The 20,975-nt window shown below is 73.9% G+C and carries 16 protein-coding genes; 8 read left to right on the top strand and 8 right to left on the bottom strand.

Going from position 1 to position 20,975, the window contains the following annotated elements; all coding sequences use genetic code 11:
- Window positions 1–10: 10 nt before the first annotated feature.
- The 5 genes from ABZ659_RS28615 to ABZ659_RS28595 all read left to right on the top strand — a co-directional run bounded on the left by ABZ659_RS28615 (window position 11) and on the right by ABZ659_RS28595 (window position 5,823).
- Window positions 11–1,042 carry an FAD binding domain-containing protein gene (locus ABZ659_RS28615; RefSeq protein WP_360225360.1) on the top strand — a complete coding sequence of 344 codons (1,032 nt, stop codon included), beginning with the start codon at window positions 11–13 and terminating at the stop codon, window positions 1,040–1,042.
- Entirely contained in the window at window positions 1,035–2,174 is a 1,140-nt protein-coding gene (locus tag ABZ659_RS28610) for an XdhC/CoxI family protein (RefSeq protein WP_360225358.1), read from the top strand. The genes ABZ659_RS28615 and ABZ659_RS28610 overlap by 8 nt, the downstream gene beginning before the upstream one ends.
- A 135-nt stretch (window positions 2,175–2,309) precedes the next feature.
- On the top strand, window positions 2,310–3,044 hold the full coding sequence (locus tag ABZ659_RS28605; RefSeq protein ID WP_360225356.1) for a D-Ala-D-Ala carboxypeptidase family metallohydrolase: 735 nt from the start codon (window positions 2,310–2,312) through the stop codon (window positions 3,042–3,044).
- Between the two features lie 78 nt (window positions 3,045–3,122).
- Window positions 3,123–4,874: a glycoside hydrolase domain-containing protein gene (locus ABZ659_RS28600; protein ID WP_360225354.1), complete on the top strand. Its 1,752-nt coding sequence runs from the start codon at window positions 3,123–3,125 to the stop codon at window positions 4,872–4,874.
- A gap of 10 nt (window positions 4,875–4,884) precedes the next feature.
- Window positions 4,885–5,823: a penicillin-insensitive murein endopeptidase gene (locus ABZ659_RS28595; RefSeq protein ID WP_360225352.1), complete on the top strand. Its 939-nt coding sequence runs from the start codon at window positions 4,885–4,887 to the stop codon at window positions 5,821–5,823.
- A gap of 8 nt (window positions 5,824–5,831) precedes the next feature.
- On the opposite strand, the gene ABZ659_RS28590 is transcribed toward ABZ659_RS28595, so the two are convergent.
- The 5 genes from ABZ659_RS28590 to ABZ659_RS28570 form a co-directional block, all read right to left on the bottom strand.
- Entirely contained in the window at window positions 5,832–6,704 is an 873-nt protein-coding gene (locus tag ABZ659_RS28590) for a MurR/RpiR family transcriptional regulator (RefSeq protein ID WP_360225350.1), read from the bottom strand.
- Between the two features lie 133 nt (window positions 6,705–6,837).
- Complete coding sequence (locus tag ABZ659_RS28585) at window positions 6,838–8,052, bottom strand: M20/M25/M40 family metallo-hydrolase (RefSeq protein WP_360225348.1); 1,215 nt, start codon at window positions 8,050–8,052, stop codon at window positions 6,838–6,840.
- A complete protein-coding gene (locus ABZ659_RS28580; RefSeq protein WP_360225346.1) occupies window positions 8,049–8,813 on the bottom strand; it encodes an amino acid ABC transporter ATP-binding protein in 765 nt (254 codons plus the stop codon). The genes ABZ659_RS28585 and ABZ659_RS28580 overlap by 4 nt, the downstream gene beginning before the upstream one ends.
- On the bottom strand, window positions 8,810–9,763 hold the full coding sequence (locus ABZ659_RS28575) for an amino acid ABC transporter permease (protein WP_360225344.1): 954 nt from the start codon (window positions 9,761–9,763) through the stop codon (window positions 8,810–8,812). Before ABZ659_RS28575 ends, ABZ659_RS28580 begins: the two co-directional genes overlap by 4 nt.
- On the bottom strand, window positions 9,763–10,728 hold the full coding sequence (locus ABZ659_RS28570; protein ID WP_360225342.1) for an ABC transporter substrate-binding protein: 966 nt from the start codon (window positions 10,726–10,728) through the stop codon (window positions 9,763–9,765). The genes ABZ659_RS28575 and ABZ659_RS28570 overlap by 1 nt, the downstream gene beginning before the upstream one ends.
- Before the next feature lie 512 nt (window positions 10,729–11,240).
- Between ABZ659_RS28570 and ABZ659_RS28565 the strand changes: the two genes are divergently transcribed.
- Window positions 11,241–12,110, top strand: coding sequence for a tryptophan 2,3-dioxygenase family protein (locus ABZ659_RS28565; RefSeq protein WP_360225340.1), 870 nt, complete (start codon window positions 11,241–11,243; stop codon window positions 12,108–12,110).
- Complete coding sequence (locus ABZ659_RS28560) at window positions 12,107–13,657, top strand: tryptophan halogenase family protein (RefSeq protein ID WP_360225338.1); 1,551 nt, start codon at window positions 12,107–12,109, stop codon at window positions 13,655–13,657. The genes ABZ659_RS28565 and ABZ659_RS28560 overlap by 4 nt, the downstream gene beginning before the upstream one ends.
- Window positions 13,658–13,795: 138 nt before the next feature.
- Here the strand turns inward: ABZ659_RS28560 and ABZ659_RS28555 are convergent, their stop codons facing one another.
- From ABZ659_RS28555 to ABZ659_RS28545, 3 genes are all read right to left on the bottom strand, one after another.
- Window positions 13,796–14,344, bottom strand: a complete 549-nt coding sequence (locus ABZ659_RS28555; protein WP_360225336.1) for a flavin reductase family protein — start codon at window positions 14,342–14,344, stop codon at window positions 13,796–13,798.
- 149 nt (window positions 14,345–14,493) lie between these two features.
- Window positions 14,494–15,219 carry a response regulator transcription factor gene (locus ABZ659_RS28550; RefSeq protein WP_360225334.1) on the bottom strand — a complete coding sequence of 242 codons (726 nt, stop codon included), beginning with the start codon at window positions 15,217–15,219 and terminating at the stop codon, window positions 14,494–14,496.
- 248 nt (window positions 15,220–15,467) lie between these two features.
- The gene (locus ABZ659_RS28545; protein WP_360225332.1) at window positions 15,468–16,301 is read right to left on the bottom strand and encodes a MurR/RpiR family transcriptional regulator; all 834 of its coding nucleotides are present in this window, start codon (window positions 16,299–16,301) and stop codon (window positions 15,468–15,470) included.
- 322 nt (window positions 16,302–16,623) lie between these two features.
- Here ABZ659_RS28545 and ABZ659_RS28540 point away from each other — a divergent pair.
- Window positions 16,624–20,975 (top strand): AMP-binding protein (locus tag ABZ659_RS28540; protein WP_360225330.1); only part of this gene is annotated, 4,352 nt, incomplete at its 3' end.

Genomic DNA, 20,975 nt, shown 5'->3' with positions numbered 1-20,975 from the left:
AGGCCGCCGCGTGAGGGAGTTCGACTACCGGAGGGCCCCGGACGTGTCCGGCGCCCTCGCACTCCTCGACGACGATGCCGACGCGCGCTGCCTGGCGGGCGGCACCAACCTGGTCGACCTGATGAAGAGCGGCGTGGAGCGCCCCGCCCGCCTCGTCGACGTGCGGGAACTGCCCCTGGACCGCGTCGAGTCGACCCCGGACGGCGGACTGCGCGTCGGCGCCACGGTCACCAACAGCGACCTCGCCGCCCACCCGGACGTCCGCGACCGCTACCCCGTGCTGGCGCAGGCGGTGCTCGCCGGTGCCTCCGGCCAGCTGCGCAACATGGCCACGGTCGGTGGCAACCTCCTCCAGCGCACCCGCTGCGCCTACTTCACCGACACCACCAAGCCGTGCAACAAACGCCTCCCCGGCAGCGGCTGCCCGGCCCGCGACGGCGAGCACCGCAACCACGCGATCCTCGGCGCGTCCGAGAGCTGTGTGGCCGTACACCCCTCCGACATGGCCGTGGCGCTGACCGCCCTCGACGCCGTCGTGCACTACGAGACCGCCGATGGCGCGGGCACGTTGCCGGTCGGCGCGTTCTACCTGCCGGTGGGTGACACCCCGCACCGTGAGACGGCCCTCCCGGCGGGCGCGCTGGTCACCGGCGTCTGGCTGCCGCCGGTGCCGGTCGCGGCCCGCTCCCGCTACCGCAAGGTGCGCGACCGCGCCTCCTACGCCTTCGCGACCGGGTCGGTGGCCGCCGCGGCCCTGCACGAGGAGGCCGTACGCGACCCGGCCTTCGGCGGCCCGGTCGGCGCCGACCTCGCGCACTACCACGTGGCCACGCACGCCGACATCCCGGAGATCGAGGCGCACTGGGTGCCCGACAGCGAGAGCGACCCCGACGACCCGCTCGACATCAGGGGCATCGGCGAGGTCGGCATCGTCGGCGCCGCGGCGGCCATCGCCAACGCGGTCTGGCACGCCACCGGCGTACGGCACCGAAGCCTCCCCCTCCGCCCGGACCGCGTCCTGACGGCGGGTCACCGTGCTTGACCTGCTGCCGGAACTGGAGGACTGGCTGGCCGACGGACGTGACCTCGCCGTCGCCACCGTGGTGTCGGTCGGCGGCAGCGCGCCCCGCGGTCCCGGTGCCGCGCTGGCCGTGGACCGAGCGGGCACCGTCGTCGGCTCGGTGTCCGGCGGCTGCGTCGAGGGCGCCGTCTACGAGCTGTGCGCGCGGGCGCTGGAGACCGGGCACAGCGTGCTGGAGCGCTTCGGCTACAGCGACGACGACGCCTTCGCCGTGGGCCTGACCTGCGGCGGCGTCCTTGACGTGCTGGTCACCCCGGTGCTCGCGGACGCGCCGGTCAGGGCGCTGCTGAACGCCGCCCTGGACGCCGTGCAGCGGGGCGAACCGGTGGCCCTGGCCCGGGTGGTCGCGGGTCCGGCCGCGCACCCGGGCGCCGCGCTCCTCGTGTACGGCGACGGTGCCACGGCGGGCGGGCTGGACCTCGGCCAAGACTTCGACGGCGTGGCCGTGGCGGAGGCCCGGGCCGCCCTCGACGCGGGCCGCACGGGCACGGTCGAGCTGTGCGCGGCGGGCGAGCGCGGCGCCGACGGACCCACCCTGCTGGTGGAGGCCGGTACCCCGCCGCCCCGGATGATCGTCTTCGGTGCCGTGGACTTCGCCGGGGCGCTGGTCCGGGTCGGCAAGTTCCTCGGCTACCACGTCACCGTGTGCGACGCCCGGCCGGTGTTCACCACGCGGGCGCGGTTCCCGGAGGCGGACGAGGTCGTCGTGGAGTGGCCGCACCGCTATCTGCGGGGGACCCGCACCGACGCGCGCACCGTGCTGTGCGTCCTCACCCACGACGCCAAGTTCGACGTCCCCCTCCTGGAGGTCGCGCTGCGGCTGCCGGTCGCCTTCGTGGGCGCGATGGGCTCCCGCCGTACCCACGCGGAGCGGAACCGCAGGCTGCGGGAGGCGGGCGTGAGCGAGGCGGAGCTGGGCCGCCTGCGGTCACCCATCGGGCTGGACCTCGGGGGCCGTACCCCCGAGGAGACGGCCCTGTCGATCGCCGCGGAGGTCGTCGCGGCCCGGGGCGGCGGAACGGGCCGCCCGCTGACGGGCCTGGCGGCGCCGATCCACCGGCCCGGGTCCGCCGTCCTGGTCCCGCACGGGTAACTCCCCCTGGTTCGAGCCGGGTTGTGCCGGAGGTCTGGTCCTGTGGCAAACGGTGACGGTGTGGACAGGGCCACGGCTGGGGCGCCACACTCGGCTCGAACCCCCGTGCGGGGGTAGGTGCAGGGCGGAGGCGTGATGCTGCGACGTGCGGTCCGACTACTTCTCTCTATTGTCATGCTCATGACTGCCTGTGTGGGCGGTGCCCTGGCCGTGGCCGGCCCGGCCCAGGCCGACGAGTGCTACACCTGGAACCGCACCCTCTCCGAGGGCATGTCGGGCGCCGACGTCACCCAGCTCCAGATACGGGTCGCCGGGCACGTCGACCACGGCGAGATCCTCGCCACCGACGGCGCCTTCGGCGCGCGCACCAAGGCCGCCGTCACCAAGTTCCAGCAGGCGTACGGCCTCACCGCGGACGGCGTCGCGGGCCCCGCGACCTTCAGCAAGATCTACGCCCTCCAGGACCCGGACTGCACCCCGGTCCACTTCACCTACGCCGAGCTGAACAAGTGCAACTCCGACTGGTCCGGCGGCGCCGTCAGCGCGGCCACGGCCAAGGCCAACGCCCTGCGGACGATGTGGAAGCTGGAGGCCATGCGGCACGCCCTGGGGGACACCCCGCTCGTCATCAGCAGCGGCTTCCGCTCCTACGCCTGCAACAGCGCCGTCGGCGGCGCCTCCCACAGCCGCCACCTGTACGGCGACGCGGCCGACCTGGTCGGCAACCCGTCGCTGTGCACGCTCGCGCAGCGCGCCCGCTCACACGGCTTCGGCGGGATCTTCGGCCCCGGCTACCCGGGCCACGACGACCACACCCACGTGGACGGACGCACCAGCCGCTCCTGGTCCGCGCCCACCTGCGGCGTCTGACCACCGCCGACGGCCATCCGACCCGGGGGCACGCCACCGTGAGCGCGCCCCCGGCCCCCACGAGTAGGAGTGCCCTGAATGTCGTCCCGCCCCCGCTGGCGCGCCCGCGCCGGAACGGCCCTGCTGGCGGTGCTCGCCGGAACCGGCGCGCTGACCGTCCCCGCGCCCGCCCTGGCGGACTCCGCACCCGACGAGGGCCAGCGGACCGTCACCTACCACGGCTACCGCTTCGACGCCCCCGCCGACTGGCGGGTGGTCGACTTCGCCAAGGACCCGACCGCCTGCCCACGCCTCGACGCACCCGCCGTCTACCTGGGCAGACCCGGCGACCAGAGCGACTGCCCCGCCCGCGTCCTCGGCCGCACCGCGGGTATCGTCGTCGAGCCCATCACCGCCCGCTCCGCCGACCGCACGGCACCCGCGACCGCCCGCGCCCCCAAGGGCAGGGCCACCGCCCCCGCCGCCGTCTCCGCCAACGGCACCATCCAGGTCGCCGTCGAGGACGCCGGGGTCCTCGTCACCGCCCACCACACCCCGCGGACCGAGGGCGCCGTACGCGACGTCCTCGCCTCGGCACGGCTCACGCCGGGCGCCCGGCGCACCGAGCTGCCCGGCCCGGGCCAGCGCTCCGCCCCCGGCACCCTCGCCGCCGCCGGACCGCAGCCCGGCAGCTACCTGGGCAAGGGCTTCGACGCCTGCACCGCCCCCTCCCAGTCCGCCATGAACGCCTGGCAGGCCAGCTCCCCGTACAGCGCGGTCGGCGTCTACATCAGCGGCTCCTTCCGCGGCTGCGCCCAGCCGAACCTGACGGCGAGCTGGGTGACCAGCCAGACCAGCAACGGCTGGCACCTCATCCCCATCGATGTCGGCCGCCAGGCGCCGTGCACCAGCTACTCGCTGCGCATGTCCAGCGACCCGGCGACCGCGAAGTCCCAGGGCGTCAGCGCCGCCGCCGGAGCCATCAGCGCCGCCGCCAACCTCGGCATCCCCGCGGGCAGCGCGATCTACAGCGACATCGAGGCGTACAACTCCACGGCCTCCTGCAAGGCGGCCGTCCTGTCGTACCTGTCCGGTTGGACCGAGCGGCTGCACAGCGGCGGCTACCTCTCCGGCTTCTACTCCAGCGCCGCCTCCGGCATCAGGGACGCCGCCAGCGAGTACGACAACAGCGCCTACACCCGCGTCGACCACCTCTTCTACGCCTGGTGGAACGGCGCCGCCGACACCAACACCGGCTCCTACGTGCCCTCCACCTACTGGGCCAGCCACCAGCGCATCCACCAGTACGTCGGTGAGGTCACCGAGTCCTACGGCGGCTACTCGATCAACATCGACCGCGACTACCTCGACGTCGGCACCGGCACCCCGCCGCAGCCCACCTGCGCCTCGGTCAACCTCGGCTTCACCGCCTACGGCACCGTCCAGAGCGGCTCCACCGGCCCCCTGGTCACCGCCGCCCAGTGCCTGCTGAAGGCCGCCGGGTACGACCCCGGCAGCCCCGACGGGATCTTCGGTTCGGGCACCGCCACCGCCGTGCGGAACTTCCAGTCCAGCAGGGGGCTCTCGGCGGACGGCGTGGTCGGGCCGAGGACCTGGACGGCGCTGCTGTCCCGGGGGAGCACGCCGACCCTCCAGAACGGTTCGACGGGCGAGGCGGTCACCCGGCTCCAGCGCGCCCTGACCGCCGCGCTGGGCCGGACCGTGACCATCGACGGCATCTTCGGCTCCGGCACCACCCAGGCCGTCCGCGACTACCAGTCCTCGCGCGGACTGGGCAGCGACGGCATCGTCGGCCCCGCCACCTGGGGCGCCCTCCAGGCGGGGAAGTGAGGAGGACGTCATGAGACAACTCGGCCGTGTCATCACCCTGTTCGCCGCGGTGGCGGCCCTGCTCCTCGGGGCGGGTCTGCCCGCGCAGTCCTTCGCGCAGGCCGCCTTCCCGCTGGTGAGCAACGGCAACCGGGGCACCGACGTCGTCGCGCTCCAGCACCTGCTGGCCGCGCACGGCCGGACGGTCGCCGTGGACGGCGTCTTCGGTTCCGGCACCCGCAGCGCCGTCACCGGCTTCCAGCAGTCCAAGGGGCTCACCGCGGACGGCATCGTCGGCCCCGCCACCTGGGGCGCGCTCGCCGTCACCGTACGGCAGGGCGCCAACGGGCCCGCGGTGAAGGCCGTCCAGTCACTGCTGAACGCCAAGCGGTCCGCCGGGCTGTCCGTGGACGGCGACTTCGGGCCCGCCACCTACTCCGCGGTCCGCACCTTCCAGTCCCACGCCGGGCTCGGCGTGGACGGCGTGGTCGGACCGGCCACCTGGAAGAACCTGCTCTGGCACTACGAGAACATCAACTTCGGCACCGGCACCATGTGCGCGCAGAGCCCCGACGGCAATGCCAACGCCCACTGGGCGACCGCGGGCGCCGTCGGCCAACTGGAGGCAGCCGCCGCCACGTTCGCCGGGACCGGCAACGGGCGGCTGCCCGTCGGCGACGCGGGGTTCGAGCACGGCGGGGACATCCCCGGCCACGCCAGCCACGAGGTCGGCATGGACATCGACGTCTGGCCCATCCGCACCGACTCGGCGCAGTGCACCGCCGGACGCATCACCTGGCAGTCGTCGACGTACGACCGCGCCGCCACCCGGCGGCTCGTACAGGAGATCCGCGCGAAGGCCCCCGGCCATGTCGCGCTGGTCTTCTTCAACGACCCGCAGCTGATCTCGGAGGGCCTGACCACCAGCTACCCCAACCACGACAACCACCTGCACGTCCGCTACCGGTAGCGGACGTGTCAGACCAGGCCGATGTGCTGGGCGACGTCCTCACCGCGACGCAGGTGGTCGTGGCCGGACTCGCCCAGCGCCTCGATGACCCCGGCGATCACCGTCTCGATCACCGCGAGCGTCGGCACCAGGCTGTCGTACGGGGACGGCGCGGTCACCCGGCAGGGCAGCACCACGTCGGCCCTGCTGGTGACCGGGGACAGCCAGGTGTCCGTGAACAGCAGCACCTTGCCGCCCCGGTCCCGGACCAGGCCGGCCATCGCCACCTTGTCCCGCTCGTAGCGCCGGTAGTCGAACAGGACGAGGACGTCGCGGCGGCCCAGCGAGGCCAGCGTCGCCGTCCGCTCCACGTCGCGGTCGGGCAGGAACCGCACCTCCTCCCGCAACTGCATCAGGTGCAGCCCCAGGTACTGCGCGAACAGGTGGGTGAAACGGCCGCCCGCCAGGGTGAGGCGGAGCTTGCCGTCGGCGAGCAGCCGGACCGCGGCGTCCAGGTCGTGCGGCGGCAGCTCCGCCAGCGTCTTGGCCACCTCGGCCGGGAACACCCGCCCCACCCGCTCCAGCAGGCTCCCCCCGTCGGCGGTCTCGTCGACGGGGCGGCCGTAGTCGGGGGCCTCGTAGAGCGACAGGGGAGAGGCGTTGCGCTCCTCCAGCTCGGCGCGCAGGGCCGCCTGGAAGTCCGGGAAGCCGCGGAAGCCGAACCGCGACACGAACCGCAGCACGGTGGGCGCGCTCACCCCCGCCCGTTCGGCGATCGCCGCCACCGTCTCGAACCCGGCGGAGGGGTAGGCGGCCAGCAGCACGCGCCCGACCTTGCGCTCGGCCGGGCTGAGTTCACCCAGTTTGTGGCGGATCTCGTCCGCCAGTACGCCCGTGGCCATGGTGCCCGCTTCCTTCCCGCCCGGCGACCGACATCCTGAACAACGGTCGACCACGTCGAGCCTAGCCTTCCCCTCCGCGCGTCGGCCCCCGGGTGTAACCGCGGGTCACGCCACGGGACCCCCCTCCTCCCCGTCACCCGCGGTCGTCGCCCAGCCGGGCGACCAGCGCGGCAAGCAGGGCCGCGCGGTGGCGCACGGTGGTCAGGTCCAGCCACTCCTCGGGTGTGTGGTCCGCGCCGCCGACCGGTCCCAGGCCGTCGAGGACCGGGATGCCGACGCCCGCGACGAAGTTGGCGTCGCCCACCCCGCCGGTGGCGGTGGCCCGGACCGGCACCCCGAGTTCGGCGCCCAGCTCACGTGCCGTGGCCAGCAGCCGCCGTACCCCGGGGGAGGGTTCCAGCGGCGGACAGAAGTCCAGCTGCTCGACCCGGGCCCGCGTCCCCGGCACGACCGGCCGGGACGCCGCCGCGTCCAGGGCGGCGCGGGCCGCGTCGATACCGGCGGCGGTGGCCGAGCGCACCTCCACCCGCAGCTCCGCCTCCGGGCAGACGATGTTGGCCCTGGTCCCGGCGCGGATCACCCCCACGTTGACGGTGACGCCGTCCCAGTTGCCGTTCAGCGCCTGGAACGCGACCACCAGGTGTGCCGCCGCCAGGGCCGCGTTCGCGCCGCGCTCCGGTTCGATGCCCGCGTGCGCGGCCGTGCCCGTGACGGTGACACGGAAGTCGGCCACGCCCTTGCGGGCGCAGACCAGGTCGCCGTTCTCCCGCGCGCACTCCAGGGCGAGGGCGACGTCGCTCTCCGCGGCCAGCCGCTCGGTCAGCGGACGGCTGGCCGGGGAGCCGATCTCCTCGTCCGGCGTGGCCAGCAGCACCACCTCCCGGTACGCTTCCACGCCCGCCGCCCGCAGCAGGTCCAGCGCGAGCAGCCCGGCGAGCAGCCCGCCCTTGTCGTCGCTGACGCCGGGACCGTGGGCGCGCCCGCCGCGGATCGTGAAAGGCCGTTCCGCCGCCGTGCCGTCCTCGAACACCGTGTCCATGTGGCCGAGGAGCAGCACCCGCCGCCCGCCCTGCGCGGCGGGCAGGGCCCCGGCCCTGCGGGCGACCAGCGCGTCCCCGAACCGCTGTCCGTCCGCGCCGTCCGGCAGCGTGACCCGCTCCACCTCGAAGCCGAGCGCGTCCAGCCGGGCGGTGAGCAGTGCCGCGACCCGGTTCACCCCGTCGGGGCTGTGCGAGCCGGAGTCGACGCCGACCAGTTCGGCCAGGTCGTCCAGGAACCGCGGCAGCCGGTCGCGTGCCAGCGCCAGGAACACGCGCGGGCTCGGCCGCCGCCGTACCGCCGCCGTCACAGCACCTTGGACAGGAAGGCGCGGGTGCGCTCCTGTGCGGGGTCGGAGAGGACCGTCGAGGGCTTCCCGGCCTCGACGACCAGGCCGCCGTCCATGAAGACGGCGGTGTCCGCCACCTCGCGGGCGAAGCCGATCTCGTGGGTCACCACCACCATCGTCATCCCGTCGTCCGCGAGCCGCCGCATCACCTCCAGCACGTCGCCGACCAGTTCGGGGTCGAGCGCGGAGGTCGGCTCGTCGAACAGCATCAGCTTCGGCCGCATCGCCAGGGCGCGGGCGATCGCCACCCGCTGCTGCTGGCCGCCGGAGAGCTGCGCCGGGTAGTGGGTGGCGCGGTCGGCGAGCCCGACCTGGTCGAGCAGCCGCGTCCCGTCCTCCCGCGCGGCGGCGCGGCTGACCCCGGCCACCCGCACCGGGGCCTCGATGACGTTCTCCAGCGCCGTCATGTGGGGGAAGAGGTTGAAACGCTGGAACACCATGCCGATGTCCCGGCGGCGCTCGGCGACCTCGCGTTCGCGCAGCTCGTGCAGCCGGTTGCCCTCCTGGCGGTAGCCGACCAGCTGGCCGTCGACGGACAGCCGTCCGCCGTCCACCTTCTCCAGGTGGTTGATGCAGCGCAGGAAGGTCGACTTGCCCGACCCGGACGGTCCGAGCAGACAGCACACCTGCCCCCGCTCCACGGTCAGGTCGATGCCCTGGAGTACCTCCAGTCGGCCGAAGCGCTTGCGGACGCCCTCGGCGTGCACCATGGGGGCGCTCATCGGACGGTCTCCTTCCCGCGCAGCGCCGCCGCCGCGCCGAGGAACATGCGGCGCACCGGGGAGGCGCGGTGGGTGGTGCTGCCCCGGCCGTAGCGGCGCTCCAGCCACGCCTGCGGGACGCTGAGCACGCTGACGAGGGCCAGGTACCAGATGCTGGCCACCACGAGCAGCGGGATGACCTGGTAGTTCTGCGCGTACACGGCCTGGATGTTGGACATCAGATCGTGCGCGGCGATCACCGACACCAGCGCGGTCATCTTGAGCATGTTGATGGTCTCGTTGCCCATCGGCGGGACGATGACCCGCATCGCCTGCGGCAGCACGACACGGCGCATGGTCAGCGCGGGACGCATCCCGAGCGAGTGGGCGGCCTCGGCCTGGCCCCCGTCGACGGACTGGATCCCGGCCCGCACGATCTCGCTGGCGTAGGCCGCCTCGTTGAGGCCGAGCGCGAGCAGCGCCGCGACCGACGGCGTGAGCAGGGAGTTGGTCTCCGCGCGCAGGAACGTGATGTCGGTGAAGGGGATGCCGATCAGGACGTACTGGTAGAGCGCGGCGGCGTACCCCCAGAAGATGATCTGGACGAGCAGCGGGGTGCCGCGGAAGAACCACACGAAGAGCGACGACAGCCCGTACAGGACCGGGTTGGCGGAGAGCCGCATGACGGCGATCACCGTGCCGAGCCCGAGGCCGAGCGCCATCGCGGCGACCGTCAGCCACAGCGTGGTCGCCATCCCGTCGAAGACGAGCGAGGCGAACAGGTAGTCGCCCACCACGTCCCAGTGCACGTTGGCGTTGCGGGCGAGCGAGCCGACCAGTCCGAGGAGCGCGGCGACGGCGGCCACCACGGCGGCCCAGCGGCCGTAGTGCCGGACGGGGACGATGTCCAGGTCCCGCGCCGGGATCCGCTGGGGCGCGGTGCCGGGCAGGGGTTCGGTGCGGGTCTGCATCAGTCCACCGCCGCGTTCCGGGTGGCCTTGTCCAGGGCGATCGAGCCGACGCCGTACTGGTCGCAGATCCGCTTGAGGGTGCCGTCGTCGATCAGGGCCTGGAGGGCCTTCTGGATCGCGGTGGTCAGTTCGGGGAGCTTCTTGCTGACGGCGATGCCGTTGGGGGAGGCGTTGTAGCCGCCGGGGGCCTTCGGGTCCTCGACGAGGTCGAACGCCTTGCCGTCGTCGGCGGTCTTCGCGGTCCAGCCCGCGGCCGGTTTGGTCAGCACGTCGGCGACCACCTTGCCGGACCGCAGCGCCAGTTGGGCGTCGGAGTCCTTCGGGAAGGTCTGGATGTCGATCTTCCCGCGCCCGGCGGCGGCGCAGTCCTTCTGGTGGCCGGTGAGCAGTTCGAGCTGGTTGGTGGCGGCCTGCACCGCGACCTTGTGGCCGCACAGGTCGTCCAGTCCGGTGATCTTCTCCGGGTTGCCGTCGGCGACCATGATCCCGGACCCGGACTGGGTGTAGTCGACGAAGTCGACGACCTGCTGGCGGTCCTTGTTGTCCGTCATCGCGGACATGGCGACGTCGAACTTGCCCGCCTGGAGGGCGGGCACGATGCCGTCGAACTTCTGCGCGGAGAAGGCGAAGCGGACCCCGAGCTTGGCGCCGAGCGCCTGTCCGAGGTCGTAGTCGAGACCGGTCATCTCGTCGCTGCCCGCCGCGGCGTACATCTCGAAGGGCGGGTAGGGGACGTCGGTCGCCACCCGCACGGTGCCGGACTTCCTGACGGAGTCCGGGAGCAGGTCGTACAGCGCGGCGTCCCGTTGGACGACCGTGCCGGCGATCGTGGCCTTCGCGCCGACGGCGGGCTGGCCGCCGTCGGCGTCGGCGTCACCGCCGCAGGCGGACAGGGCGGACAGGGCGAGCAGGGTGGTCAACGAGGTCAGGGCCGCCGCGGTACGGCGGTTCGAGGAGGTCGGCATGGCGGTCAGGTCCTTCTCGACGAGCGTGCGTACGGCGGTACGGAAGTGCGCCGCCTGTTGAGGGAGGACGTTACATCCAAGGTCATTCTCTGCATAGATGTATCGCACGTTACTTCGCCTTGGGGTGACGCCGTCTTTACGGCGATGTTCCAACGATGAAAGGGTGGTACGGCGACAGCGAGTGATCGTGGCGACTGCTCCGTAGGGGACCGCGGGGCGGTCTGTCGCGCTGCCGGTCGGCGCACGTTGGTGAGTGCGCCGACCGGCGTTTTGGCGTGCCCGTCCTCCCCGGTGGCGTCCGGGTCGGGCCCCCGGACCGGACCGGTCGTGCCGCTCGGTCCGCACGGCGGTACGGCCCGATCGGGTACCTCGACCGGCGCTGCCCGCGAAGCCGCGGAGACGGAATGCTCGGAACCCGCACCCGTGCCCGTGCCCGGGGCCGTGGTGCGGGTGGCGGAGCCGACGGTCGCCGCGCCGGGCAGCCGGATCCGCGTCGGAACGGAAGGACTCCTATGAAGGTTACGGCCGCCCGGCCGGACGGCGACCACGCCGCCCGCGCCGACCGCCCGCCGACCTACGACCACTACCTGCGCCTTCCCGAGCTGCTGCGGCTACAGCAGCCGGTCAGCGACGAACCGGACGAACTGCACTTCATCGTCGTCCACCAGGCGATGGAGCTGTGGTTCCGGCTCCTCCTGCACGACCTGCGCGCCCTCGTCGGACTGCTCGACGACTCCCGTCTGACCGACTGCTGCACCCGGCTGCGCCGGATCAACGACACGATGGGCGTCCTGCTGACCCAGCTGCGCAGCCTGCGCGCCCTGCCACCCGCCGGGTTCCACGCCTTCCGTGGCCGGCTCGCCGGAGCCAGCGGCCTGCAGTCGGCGCAGTTCCGGGAGCTGGAGGTCACCTCCGGCCTGCGCCACGAGGCGTACCTGCGCACGGTGCGCGCCGTCCACGGCGGTGCCCTGCCCGCACCGGTCGCCGCCGCGCTGCGCCACCGCAGCGTCGCCGAGGCCCACCAGGACGCGGCACGCCGGGAGGGACTGACCGGCTGGCCCGAGCTGTACCTCCCGCAGCGCGCCGGGAGCCCGCTCTACCTGCTCAGCGAACTCCTCCTCGACTACGACGAGTCGTGGCTGCGCTGGCGCACCGAACACGTCGCCCTGGTGCGCCGGGTGATCGGCGGCGCCACCCGGGGCACCGGCGGCACCAGCATCACCTACCTCGAACGGACACTCGGCCACCGCTTCTTCCCCTACCTGTGGGAGTCGCGCGACCACCTGCCCGGCGCCGTCCAGGACGCGCACCGGGCCGACCACCCGCCGCTGGAGCCCCCCACCGGCTGTCCGGCACGACACGAAGGAGACAACCGCGCATGATCCGCTCAGTGGTGATCGTCGGCGGCGGCACGGCGGGCTGGATGACCGCCACCTACCTCAAGGCCACCTTCGGGGACCGGGTGCGGGTCACCCTGGTCGAGTCGGCGAGGGTGCCCACGATCGGCGTCGGCGAGGCGACCTTCAGCACCGTACGGCACTTCTTCGACTACCTCGGCCTGGCCGAGGAGGAGTGGATGCCGTCCTGCAACGCCTCGTACAAGCTGGCCATCCGCTTCGAGAACTGGCGGGGGAACGGGGAGCACTTCTACCACCCCTTCGAACGGCTGCGGACCGCCGACGGCTTCACCCTCGCCGACTGGTGGCTGCGGCTCGGACCGCACGAGAAGCGCTTCGACGAGAGCTGCTACGTCCTCCCCGCCCTGTGCGAGGCCAAGCGCGCCCCGAAACACCTCGACGGCACCCTGTTCGAGGAGTCCCTGCACGACGGCGGGGACCGGGCGCGCCGCACCACCATGTTCCAGCAGGACACCCAGTTCCCCTACGCCTACCACTTCGACGCCGCGCTGCTCGCGGAGTTCCTCGCCCTGCACGGCGCGGGCATGGGCGTACGGCGGGTCCTGGACGACGTCGTGGAGGTGCGCCGTGACGAGCGCGGCGACATCTCCGAGGTCGTCACCTGGGAGCACGGCGCCCTCACCGGAGACCTGTTCATCGACTGCACCGGCTTCCGCGGTCTGTTGGTCAACAAGACGCTGGAGGAGCCCTTCGAGTCGTACCAGGACGTCCTGCCCAACGACCGCGCGGTGGCGCTGCGGGTGCCGGTCGACGGCGCCCAGGACGGCATGGCCCCGTACACCACCGCCACCGCGCGGGACGCGGGCTGGATCTGGACCATCCCCCTGTACGGCCGGATCGGCACCGGCTACGTCTACGCCTCCGAGTTCTGCGCGCCCGAGGAGGCGGAGGCGGAGCTGCGGGCGTTCGTCGGACCGCGGGCGGCGGACGCCGAGGCCAACCACATCCGGATGCGGGTGGGCCGCAACCGCCGCTCCTGGGTGCGCAACTGCGTGGCCATCGGGCTGTCCAGCGGGTTCGTGGAGCCGCTGGAGTCCACCGGCATCTTCTTCATCCAGCACGGCATCGAGCAGCTGGTACGGCACTGGCCGGACCGGGCCGACGACCCGCAGCTCGCCCGCGGCTACAACGAGAGCGTCGCCCGCTGCCTGGACGGCGTACGGGAGTTCCTGGTGCTGCACTACAAGGCGGCCACCCGCAACGACACCCCGTACTGGAAGGCCACCGAGGAGCGCGCGCTGCCCGACGGGATGGCCGACCGGCTGCGGCTGTGGGAGTCCCGGCTGCCCTCCGACAGCAGCGTCCACCCCTACTACCACGGCTTCGAACCGTACTCGTACGCCGTGATGCTGCTGGGCCTGGGCCGCCCGCCGCGGCACCCGCACCCGGCTCTCGGCCTGCTCGACCCCGGCGCGGCGCGGGCGGCGTTCGCCGAGGTCCGCCAAGAGGCCGAACGCCTGGTCGCGGCGCTGCCCGGCCAGTACGAGTACCTCACCCAACGGATGCGGTGACGCGGGAGGCGGACACACCGTCGGCGCCGGGCGCGCGGCCCGGCGCCGACGGTCTTCTCGTCGCGCCCGGTGCGTGTGGCGAGGGTCCCGCCCGCCGCCCGACGCCTGGCAGGCCCTAGCGGCGCGACGGCGGCTGGCTCACGGCGCGGGCCAGGTCGCGTAGCGGCGTCGGCCGTAGAGCAGGGGACGCGCCCCGTCCACAGTGGCGACCTGCTCCACGGCGCCCAGCACGACGGTGTGGTCACCCCCGGGCACGGTGCGCAGCACCCGGCACACGGCCGTGGTGTGGGCGTCGGACACCAGCCGCGGCAGCCCGTGCGGACCGACCGGCTCCCAGTCCACGTCGGTGAACGGACCGGGCCCCGGACGGCCGAACACGGACGCGGCGCGGCGCCCCCCGGTGTGCAGCAGGTTCACCGCGAAGACCCCCCGGGACACCGCCGCCCGCAGGGTGCCGCTCCGGTTGTCCAGGCACACCAGCAGACTGGGCGGACACAGCCCCACGCTGCACAGCGACGTGCACGTCATACCGCGCGGCGCCCCCTCGTCGTCGACCGCGGTGACCACGGCGACGCCACTGGGGAAGCCGCTCATGAGGTCCCGGAACGTGCGGACGTCCACCGCCCGTTCGCCCGGGCCGTGGTCCTCCGTGGTGCCGGTGTCCTGGGCTCGGCCGCGCCACGACATCACACGCCCCTCCTTCACTGGTCGACGGGGGAGCTGGTGGTCGCCGTTCACGCTAGGCACGAAGGGGTGGGCGCGACGACGGCCGACCGGGCGCGAGAGCGGGGTACCCGGGTGGGGCGGCCGGTCGGGGACGGCTGCCTCCACAGGTCTCACAGCACCGCCGCCGACGGTGCGGGCGCGGGTATGAGGCCGTCCTTCACGGCGACCACCGCGGCCACGGTCCGGTTCGGGCAGTTGAGCTTCGCCAGCACGTTGGAGACGTGCCGCTTGGCGCCGTTCTCCGAGATGCCGAGCCGGTGCGCGATCTGCTTGTTGCTCATGCCGTGCACCAGCAGGGTCAGCGCCGCCTCCTCACGCGGCGTGAGCTGCGGGCCCCGGTCCCGGCGCCCGCCGGAGGTGGCCTCCGACATCAGCTCGCGCACCAGGCTGGGCGGCACGGGCATCTCACCGCAGGCCACGGCCCGTACGGCGTGCGTGAGCGACTCCTCGGTGAGGCCGCTCTCCAGCAGGAAACCGTCCACGTTGAGCCGCCCCGCGCGGCGAACGCACTCCCGGGCGGCGGTCGGGAGCGTCAGCAGGACCTTGACGCCAGCGCCCCGGGTGAGGTCCAGCACCTCCTGGAGCGGACCCGCCTCGAACGAGGCGGGCAGGATGGCGATGTCCGGCTGACGGCCAGCCAGGACGTCCCGTACGGGCCCGTGTTCGTCGAGCGCGTACACCGAGCCGACCTCCGGAACGGAGCGCAGCAGGGTCATCAGACCGCAGCGGATGACGGCGTCCTCGTGGCACACCGCCACGTCCAGGGTGTGGGGGGCTGTGCGGTGGTCCCTCGAAGTGGTGGTGACGTCCTGATGGTGGAGTGCGTGTTCGCTCACCGACCATCCTCCTCGTGATTGGGCGAGCTTATGGGGGGATTGGGTTCCGCGGGGGGACCGTGCTGGGCGTGGCCCAGCGTTCCGCGCAACCATGACATGGACGTTACAACCAAGCGAGTTGGACGGGAAGATGAAACGCGAGGCGCGTCGCTCCGGCCCGGCGTTTCCACCTCGGGGAGGCGGTCGCGCGGATCGCGCACTGTTACAACCGGCCCTGCCACCGGGTGGGTTGTTCGCTCCGCCGGGTTTCAGCCGCGAGCCGGTCGGCGGTCGCCGCAATCCGCCAGCACCGTGACCAGCGCCTCGATCAACGCCAGCGTCGGCACCAGGCTCGCCCGCGGGGACGGCGACCGCACCACCGCCGTGAGCACCACGTCGGCGATCTCCGTGACCGGCGAGAACGTGGGGTCCGTGAACAGCAGGATCCTCGCGCCCGCCGCCTTGGCCTGGTGCGCGAGGCGCGCGGTGCGTTCCTCGTACGGCCGGTGGTCGAACAGCACCACGACGTCCGAGCGTCGCAGGTCCCGGGCGACGGCGGCCAACTGCACCGGATGGTCGGGCAGCCGCCGCACCCCGTCGCGCAACCCCATGAGCCGCAGCTCCAGACACTGCGCCAGGACGCCCGTGAACCGGCCGCCGTCGAGGAAGACCCGGTGCCGCTCCGACGCCAGCAGCCGCACCGCCGCGTCCAGTTCGGCCGGTGGCAACGATGTCAGTGTCTCCCGCGTCGCCTCCGCCAGCAGCACCCCCGCACGGGCCACCGCGGTCTGCGGCACCCCGCGACCGGCGCCGACGGGAACGGGTCGCGACGCGGCGGCGTCCGCCCGCGCGGGCCCGGCGGCGACGGCCCGCGCACCGGGGACGCCCAGCGCCCGCGGGTCGGCGCACGCCGCCAACTCGGCCCGCAGCGCCTCCCGCAGGGCGGGATAACCGGAGAAGCCGCACCGCCGAGCGAAGCGCACCACCGTCGGCGCGCTCACCCCCGCCCGCCGCGCCAGCAGCGCGACCGTGTCCGTGCCGACCGCGGGATCGGTCAGCAGCAGCCGGGCGATACGCCGCTCACTGCGGGTGAACCGCCCCATGCCGCACCGCAACCTGGCGCTGACCCCCCGGAGCCCTGCCTCCACCCCGCTCACCCCCTCGACCAGGCACCGTACCCCACACCCCCCGGCCCCGCTCCACGCCGACGGGGCGGCCGTGCGACGACATGGTCCGGGGTGCCCGGGCGAGCGACGGACCGCCCGATCCGGTACCCCGTCCGACGCCCCCAAGGGGCGGGCGGCACCGCCCCGGTCGGGTGGAGCGGACGAGCCTGGGGCACGACGGCCCCCGATGGCACGGTGAACCGGCGAGTGCCGCGCACCCCCCGTGAACCCGGCGCGCACCGCTGTGGAGGGAGCCGTGATGACCCACACCGTGCAAGGCCGCCCGGCCAGGAACGCGACCCCTGCCGACGTCCTGCGCTCCCTGTGCGAGCGGGCCGCCGACCGCGAGGTGCTGCGCGTCGTCCGGCCGTCGAAGGAGCCCGGCGCGCCCGACGCCACGACCCACGTCACCCGCGGCGACCTCCTGGCACGCGCCCACGCCGTCGCCGCCTCCCTCACCGACCGGGTCCGGCCCGGCGACCGCGTGCTGGTCCTGCTCGACGGCGGCCCCGACCTGTTCGCCGCCTGCCTGGCCGCCTGGCACCTCGGCGCCGCCGCCGTCCCCCTGCCGCCGCCCGTCGGCCGGGACCCCGAACGGGCCGCGCGGCTCGCGGAGATCGCCCTCGACGCGGAGGCCGCCGCCGTCGTCACCACCCGGCCGGTACGGGAGGTCTGCCGCGCCGCCTGGCAGCGCCGGGGCGCCCTGCCCCTGGCCTGGCGGTGCGTCGACGACCTGCCCGCCACCACCACACCGCCCCCCGCGGCCCGCGTCCGCCCCGCCGACCTGGCGCTGCTGCTCTACACCTCGGGATCCACGTCCAGCCCCAAGGGCGTGGCCGTCCCGCACGAGCGGCTGCGGGCCACCCTGGAACTGCAACGGGAACGCACCGGCCTCCCCGACGGCGGCCACGTCGTCAACTGGCTGCCCGCCCACCACGCCCTCGGCTTCGGCAGCGTGCTGCTCGCCGCCTGCGTCGGCGGATCCGCCACCCTGATCCAGCCCGGCGACTTCGTCGACGACCCGCTGCGCTGGCTGCGCGCCGTCTCCGCCGCCGACGCCCCCGTCCTCAGCGGCGGCGCCCCCTTCGGCTACGAACGCTGCACCGCCGCGGCCGACGCGGAGCGCTGCGCCGGACTCGACCTGTCCCACTGGCGTACGGCACTCATCGGCGCCGAACGCGTCAGGCCCCGCACCCTCACCGAGTTCACCGCCGCCTTCGCCCCGTACGGCTTCGACGAGCGGGCCCTGTTCCCGGCCTACGGCCTGACCGAGACGATGCTGATCGTCACCGGGCACCGCGGCGGCCCCGTCGTCCGCGTCGACGCCGACGCCGCCGCCCTCGAACGGGGCCGGGTCCGACCGGCCGGCGCGGACACCGAGCGCGTCCAGACCCTGGTGGGCTGCGGAACCCCCGGCCCCGGCGCGGACCTCCTCATCGTCGACCCGGAGACCCGCCGACCCTGCCTGTCCGGCCAGGTGGGCGAGGTGTGGATCGCCGGACCGGTCGTCATGGACGGCTACTGGCACCGCACCGTGGAGACCGCCGCCACCTTCCACGGAATGCTCGCCGACGGCGGCCGACGCCACCTGCGCACCGGCGACCTCGGCTTCCTGCACGACGGCGAACTCGTCGTGTGCGGACGCCTCAAGGAACTCGTGATCATCCGTGGCCGCAACCTGCACCCCCAGGACATCGAACTCTCCTGCCGCCAGGCCGACCCCCGGCTCGCCCAGCAGCCCACGGCCGCCTTCTCCGTCGAACGGGGCCAGGGAGAGCACCTGGTGGTGGTGCAGGGCGTCGACGACGACACCGCCGTCACCGGCGACCTCACACCCCTGGCCCGCGCCCTCGCCACCGCCGTCACCGCCGCCCACGACGTCGAGGTCGACGACCTCGTCCTCGTACCGGCACACCACGTCCCGCGCACGGCGAGCGGCAAGGTACGCCGCACCGCCTGCCGCACCGCCTACCTCGACGGCGACCTCACCGCCCTGGCCCGCGCCGGGACGGCCCACCCGGCCGACGCGGCACCCCGCCCCTCCCTCGCGGAGACGCTCCACGCCGCCCCCGCCGACGCCCGCGCCGACGTCCTGCTGCGCGAACTGTCCCGCCTGCTGACCGACGCCCCCGCCGCCGAACACGCCGACCGGACGCTGCTCCAGCTCGGCCTGGACTCCCTGCGCACCATGGAACTGCGCGCCCTCCTCCACCGCGAGCTGGGCGTCCTGCTGCCCCTGTCCCAACTCGGCGGCAGCACCCCCCGCGACCTCACCGCCACCCTCCTCGACCGGCTGCCCACCCACACCGCCGAACCCCCCGCGCCCGCCGCCCCCGCGCTCACCCCCGACCCGGCGGCACGCCACGACCCGTTCCCGCTGACCGACCTCCAGCACGCCTACCTGGCCGGACGCGACCCGGAGTTCCCGCTCGGCGGCGTCGCCACCCACTTCCACGCCGAGTTCGACGCCGACGGCCTCGACCCCGCCCGGCTGCGCGACGCCCTGAACCGCCTGGTCACCCGGCACGACATGCTCCGCGCCGTCATCGGCACCGACGGCACCCAACGCGTCCTGCCACCGGAACTCGTCACCGGCGGCGGCGCGCCGGGCGCCCCCCTCACCGAGTACGACCTGCGCGGCGAACCCGCCGACGAGGTACGCCGCCACCTGGACGCCGTACGCGAGGAGATGTCCCACGCGGTCCTGCCCACCGACCGGGCCCCGCTGGCGGACCTCAGGATCAGCGTCCTGGACGCGGGCCGCTGCCGCGTCCACGTGGGCCTCGACCTGCTCGTCTTCGACGTGTGGAGCCTGCGGCTGTTCTTCCGCGAGTGGCGCTCGCTGTACGAGGGCCGCGACCACACCCTGCCCCCACTGGAACTGACCTTCCGCGACTACGTCCTCGCCACCCGGCAGCAGTCCGACGCCGCCGCCCAGGAGACGGCACGGGCCTACTGGAACGACCGGCTCGACACCCTCCCCCCGGGCCCCGAACTCCCCCTGGCCCGCCCCGTCGCCACCTGCTCAGGCCACCGCTTCCGACGCCTGGACCACCGTCTCGCCCCGGACGCCTGGACCACCCTGCGCGACCGCGCCACCGTCCTCGGCCTCACCCCCACCTCGGTGCTGCTCGCCGCCTACGCGACCGTCCTCGGCCGCTGGTCCCGCTCCCGCCGGTTCACGCTCAGCGTCCCGACGTTCAACCGCCACCGCGTCCACCCCGGAGTCGACGACCTGATCGGTGACTTCACCTCGGTCACCCTGCTGGAGGTCGACCTCGACGACACCGATCCGGGCCTCGCCGCGCTGGCCACCCGGATCCAGCGGCGCCTGTGGTCCGACCTCGAACACCGCGCCCACAGCGGCGTCCAGGTCCTGCGCGACCTGGCCCAGCGGCGCGGCGCGACCGACGGCCTCTTCGCCCCCGTCGTCTTCGCCAGCGCCCGGGGCCAGGCCCCCGACGGGGATCCCGACCTGCCCGTGGAGTGGCTCGGGGAGTGGGTCCACGGCATCTCCCAGACGCCGCAGGTCCTGCTCGACCACCAGGTCTGGGAGGACTCCGCCGGACTGTCCTTCAACTGGGACTTCGTCGAGGAGCTGTTCCCGGCGGGGCTGGTGGACGACATGTTCGGCGCGTACTGCCGGTTGCTGGAAGGACTGGCTGGTGAGGAGGGGTCCTGGTCGGCGGGGCTGGGGGAGTTGGCCCCGGCCGTGGTGGCGGAGGCGAACGACACCGCGGGGCCGGTGCCGGAGGGGCTGTTGCACTCGGGCGTGCTGGAGCGGGCGGGGGAGTGCCCCGAGAAGGTGGCGGTCGTCGCCGTCGACGGGACGCTGACCTTCGGGGAGCTGACGCTGCGGGCGGCCGCGGTGGCGCGGCGGCTCGCGCCGGGTGAGCTGGTCGCGGTGTCGATGGGCAAGGGCCGGGAGCAGATCGTCGCGGTACTGGGTGTGCTGATGGCGGGCGCGGCCTACCTCCCGCTGGACCCGGAACTGCCCGCCGAGCGCAGGCACGCGCTGCTGGAACGTTCCGGCTGCCGGGTCGTCCTCACCTCCAGCCGGGAGACCCCCCTCGACTGGCCGCACGGCGTCACCGAGGAACTGGTCGACCTGAGCGGGCCGGTGGTGGAGCAGCCGGTACCCGAGGTGACGACCGGTGCCGGCGACCTGGCGTACGTGATCTACACCTCCGGCTCCACGGGTGTGCCGAAGGGCGTGGCGGTCTCGCACCGGGCGGCGCTCAACACGTGCGTGGACGTGAACGAACGGTTCGGCGTCGACGCCTCGGATGTCGTCCTGGGGCTGTCCTCGCTGAGCTTCGACCTCTCGGTCTTCGACGTCTTCGGCGTGCTGGGCGCGGGCGGCACGCTGGTGCTGCCGGGGCCCGGCACGGGGCGCGATCCGGGGCACTGGCAGGACCTGGTGACCGAGCACGGTGTCACCGTGTGGAACTCGGTGCCCGCCCTGATGGGCATGTTCGTCGAGCACGTCGACGAGACCGTCCCGTTGCGGCTGGCGCTGCTGTCGGGTGACTGGATCCCGGTGGACCTGCCGGACCGGATCCGCGCCGTCGCGCCACGGGCGCGGGTGGTGAGTCTGGGCGGGGCGACGGA

Source organism: Streptomyces sp. NPDC006997, from assembly GCF_040635175.1.
GTDB lineage: Bacteria > Actinomycetota > Actinomycetes > Streptomycetales > Streptomycetaceae > Streptomyces.
The sequence above is the reverse complement of the archived record's forward strand: the minus strand, read 5'-3'. Positions and strand labels throughout refer to the sequence as shown.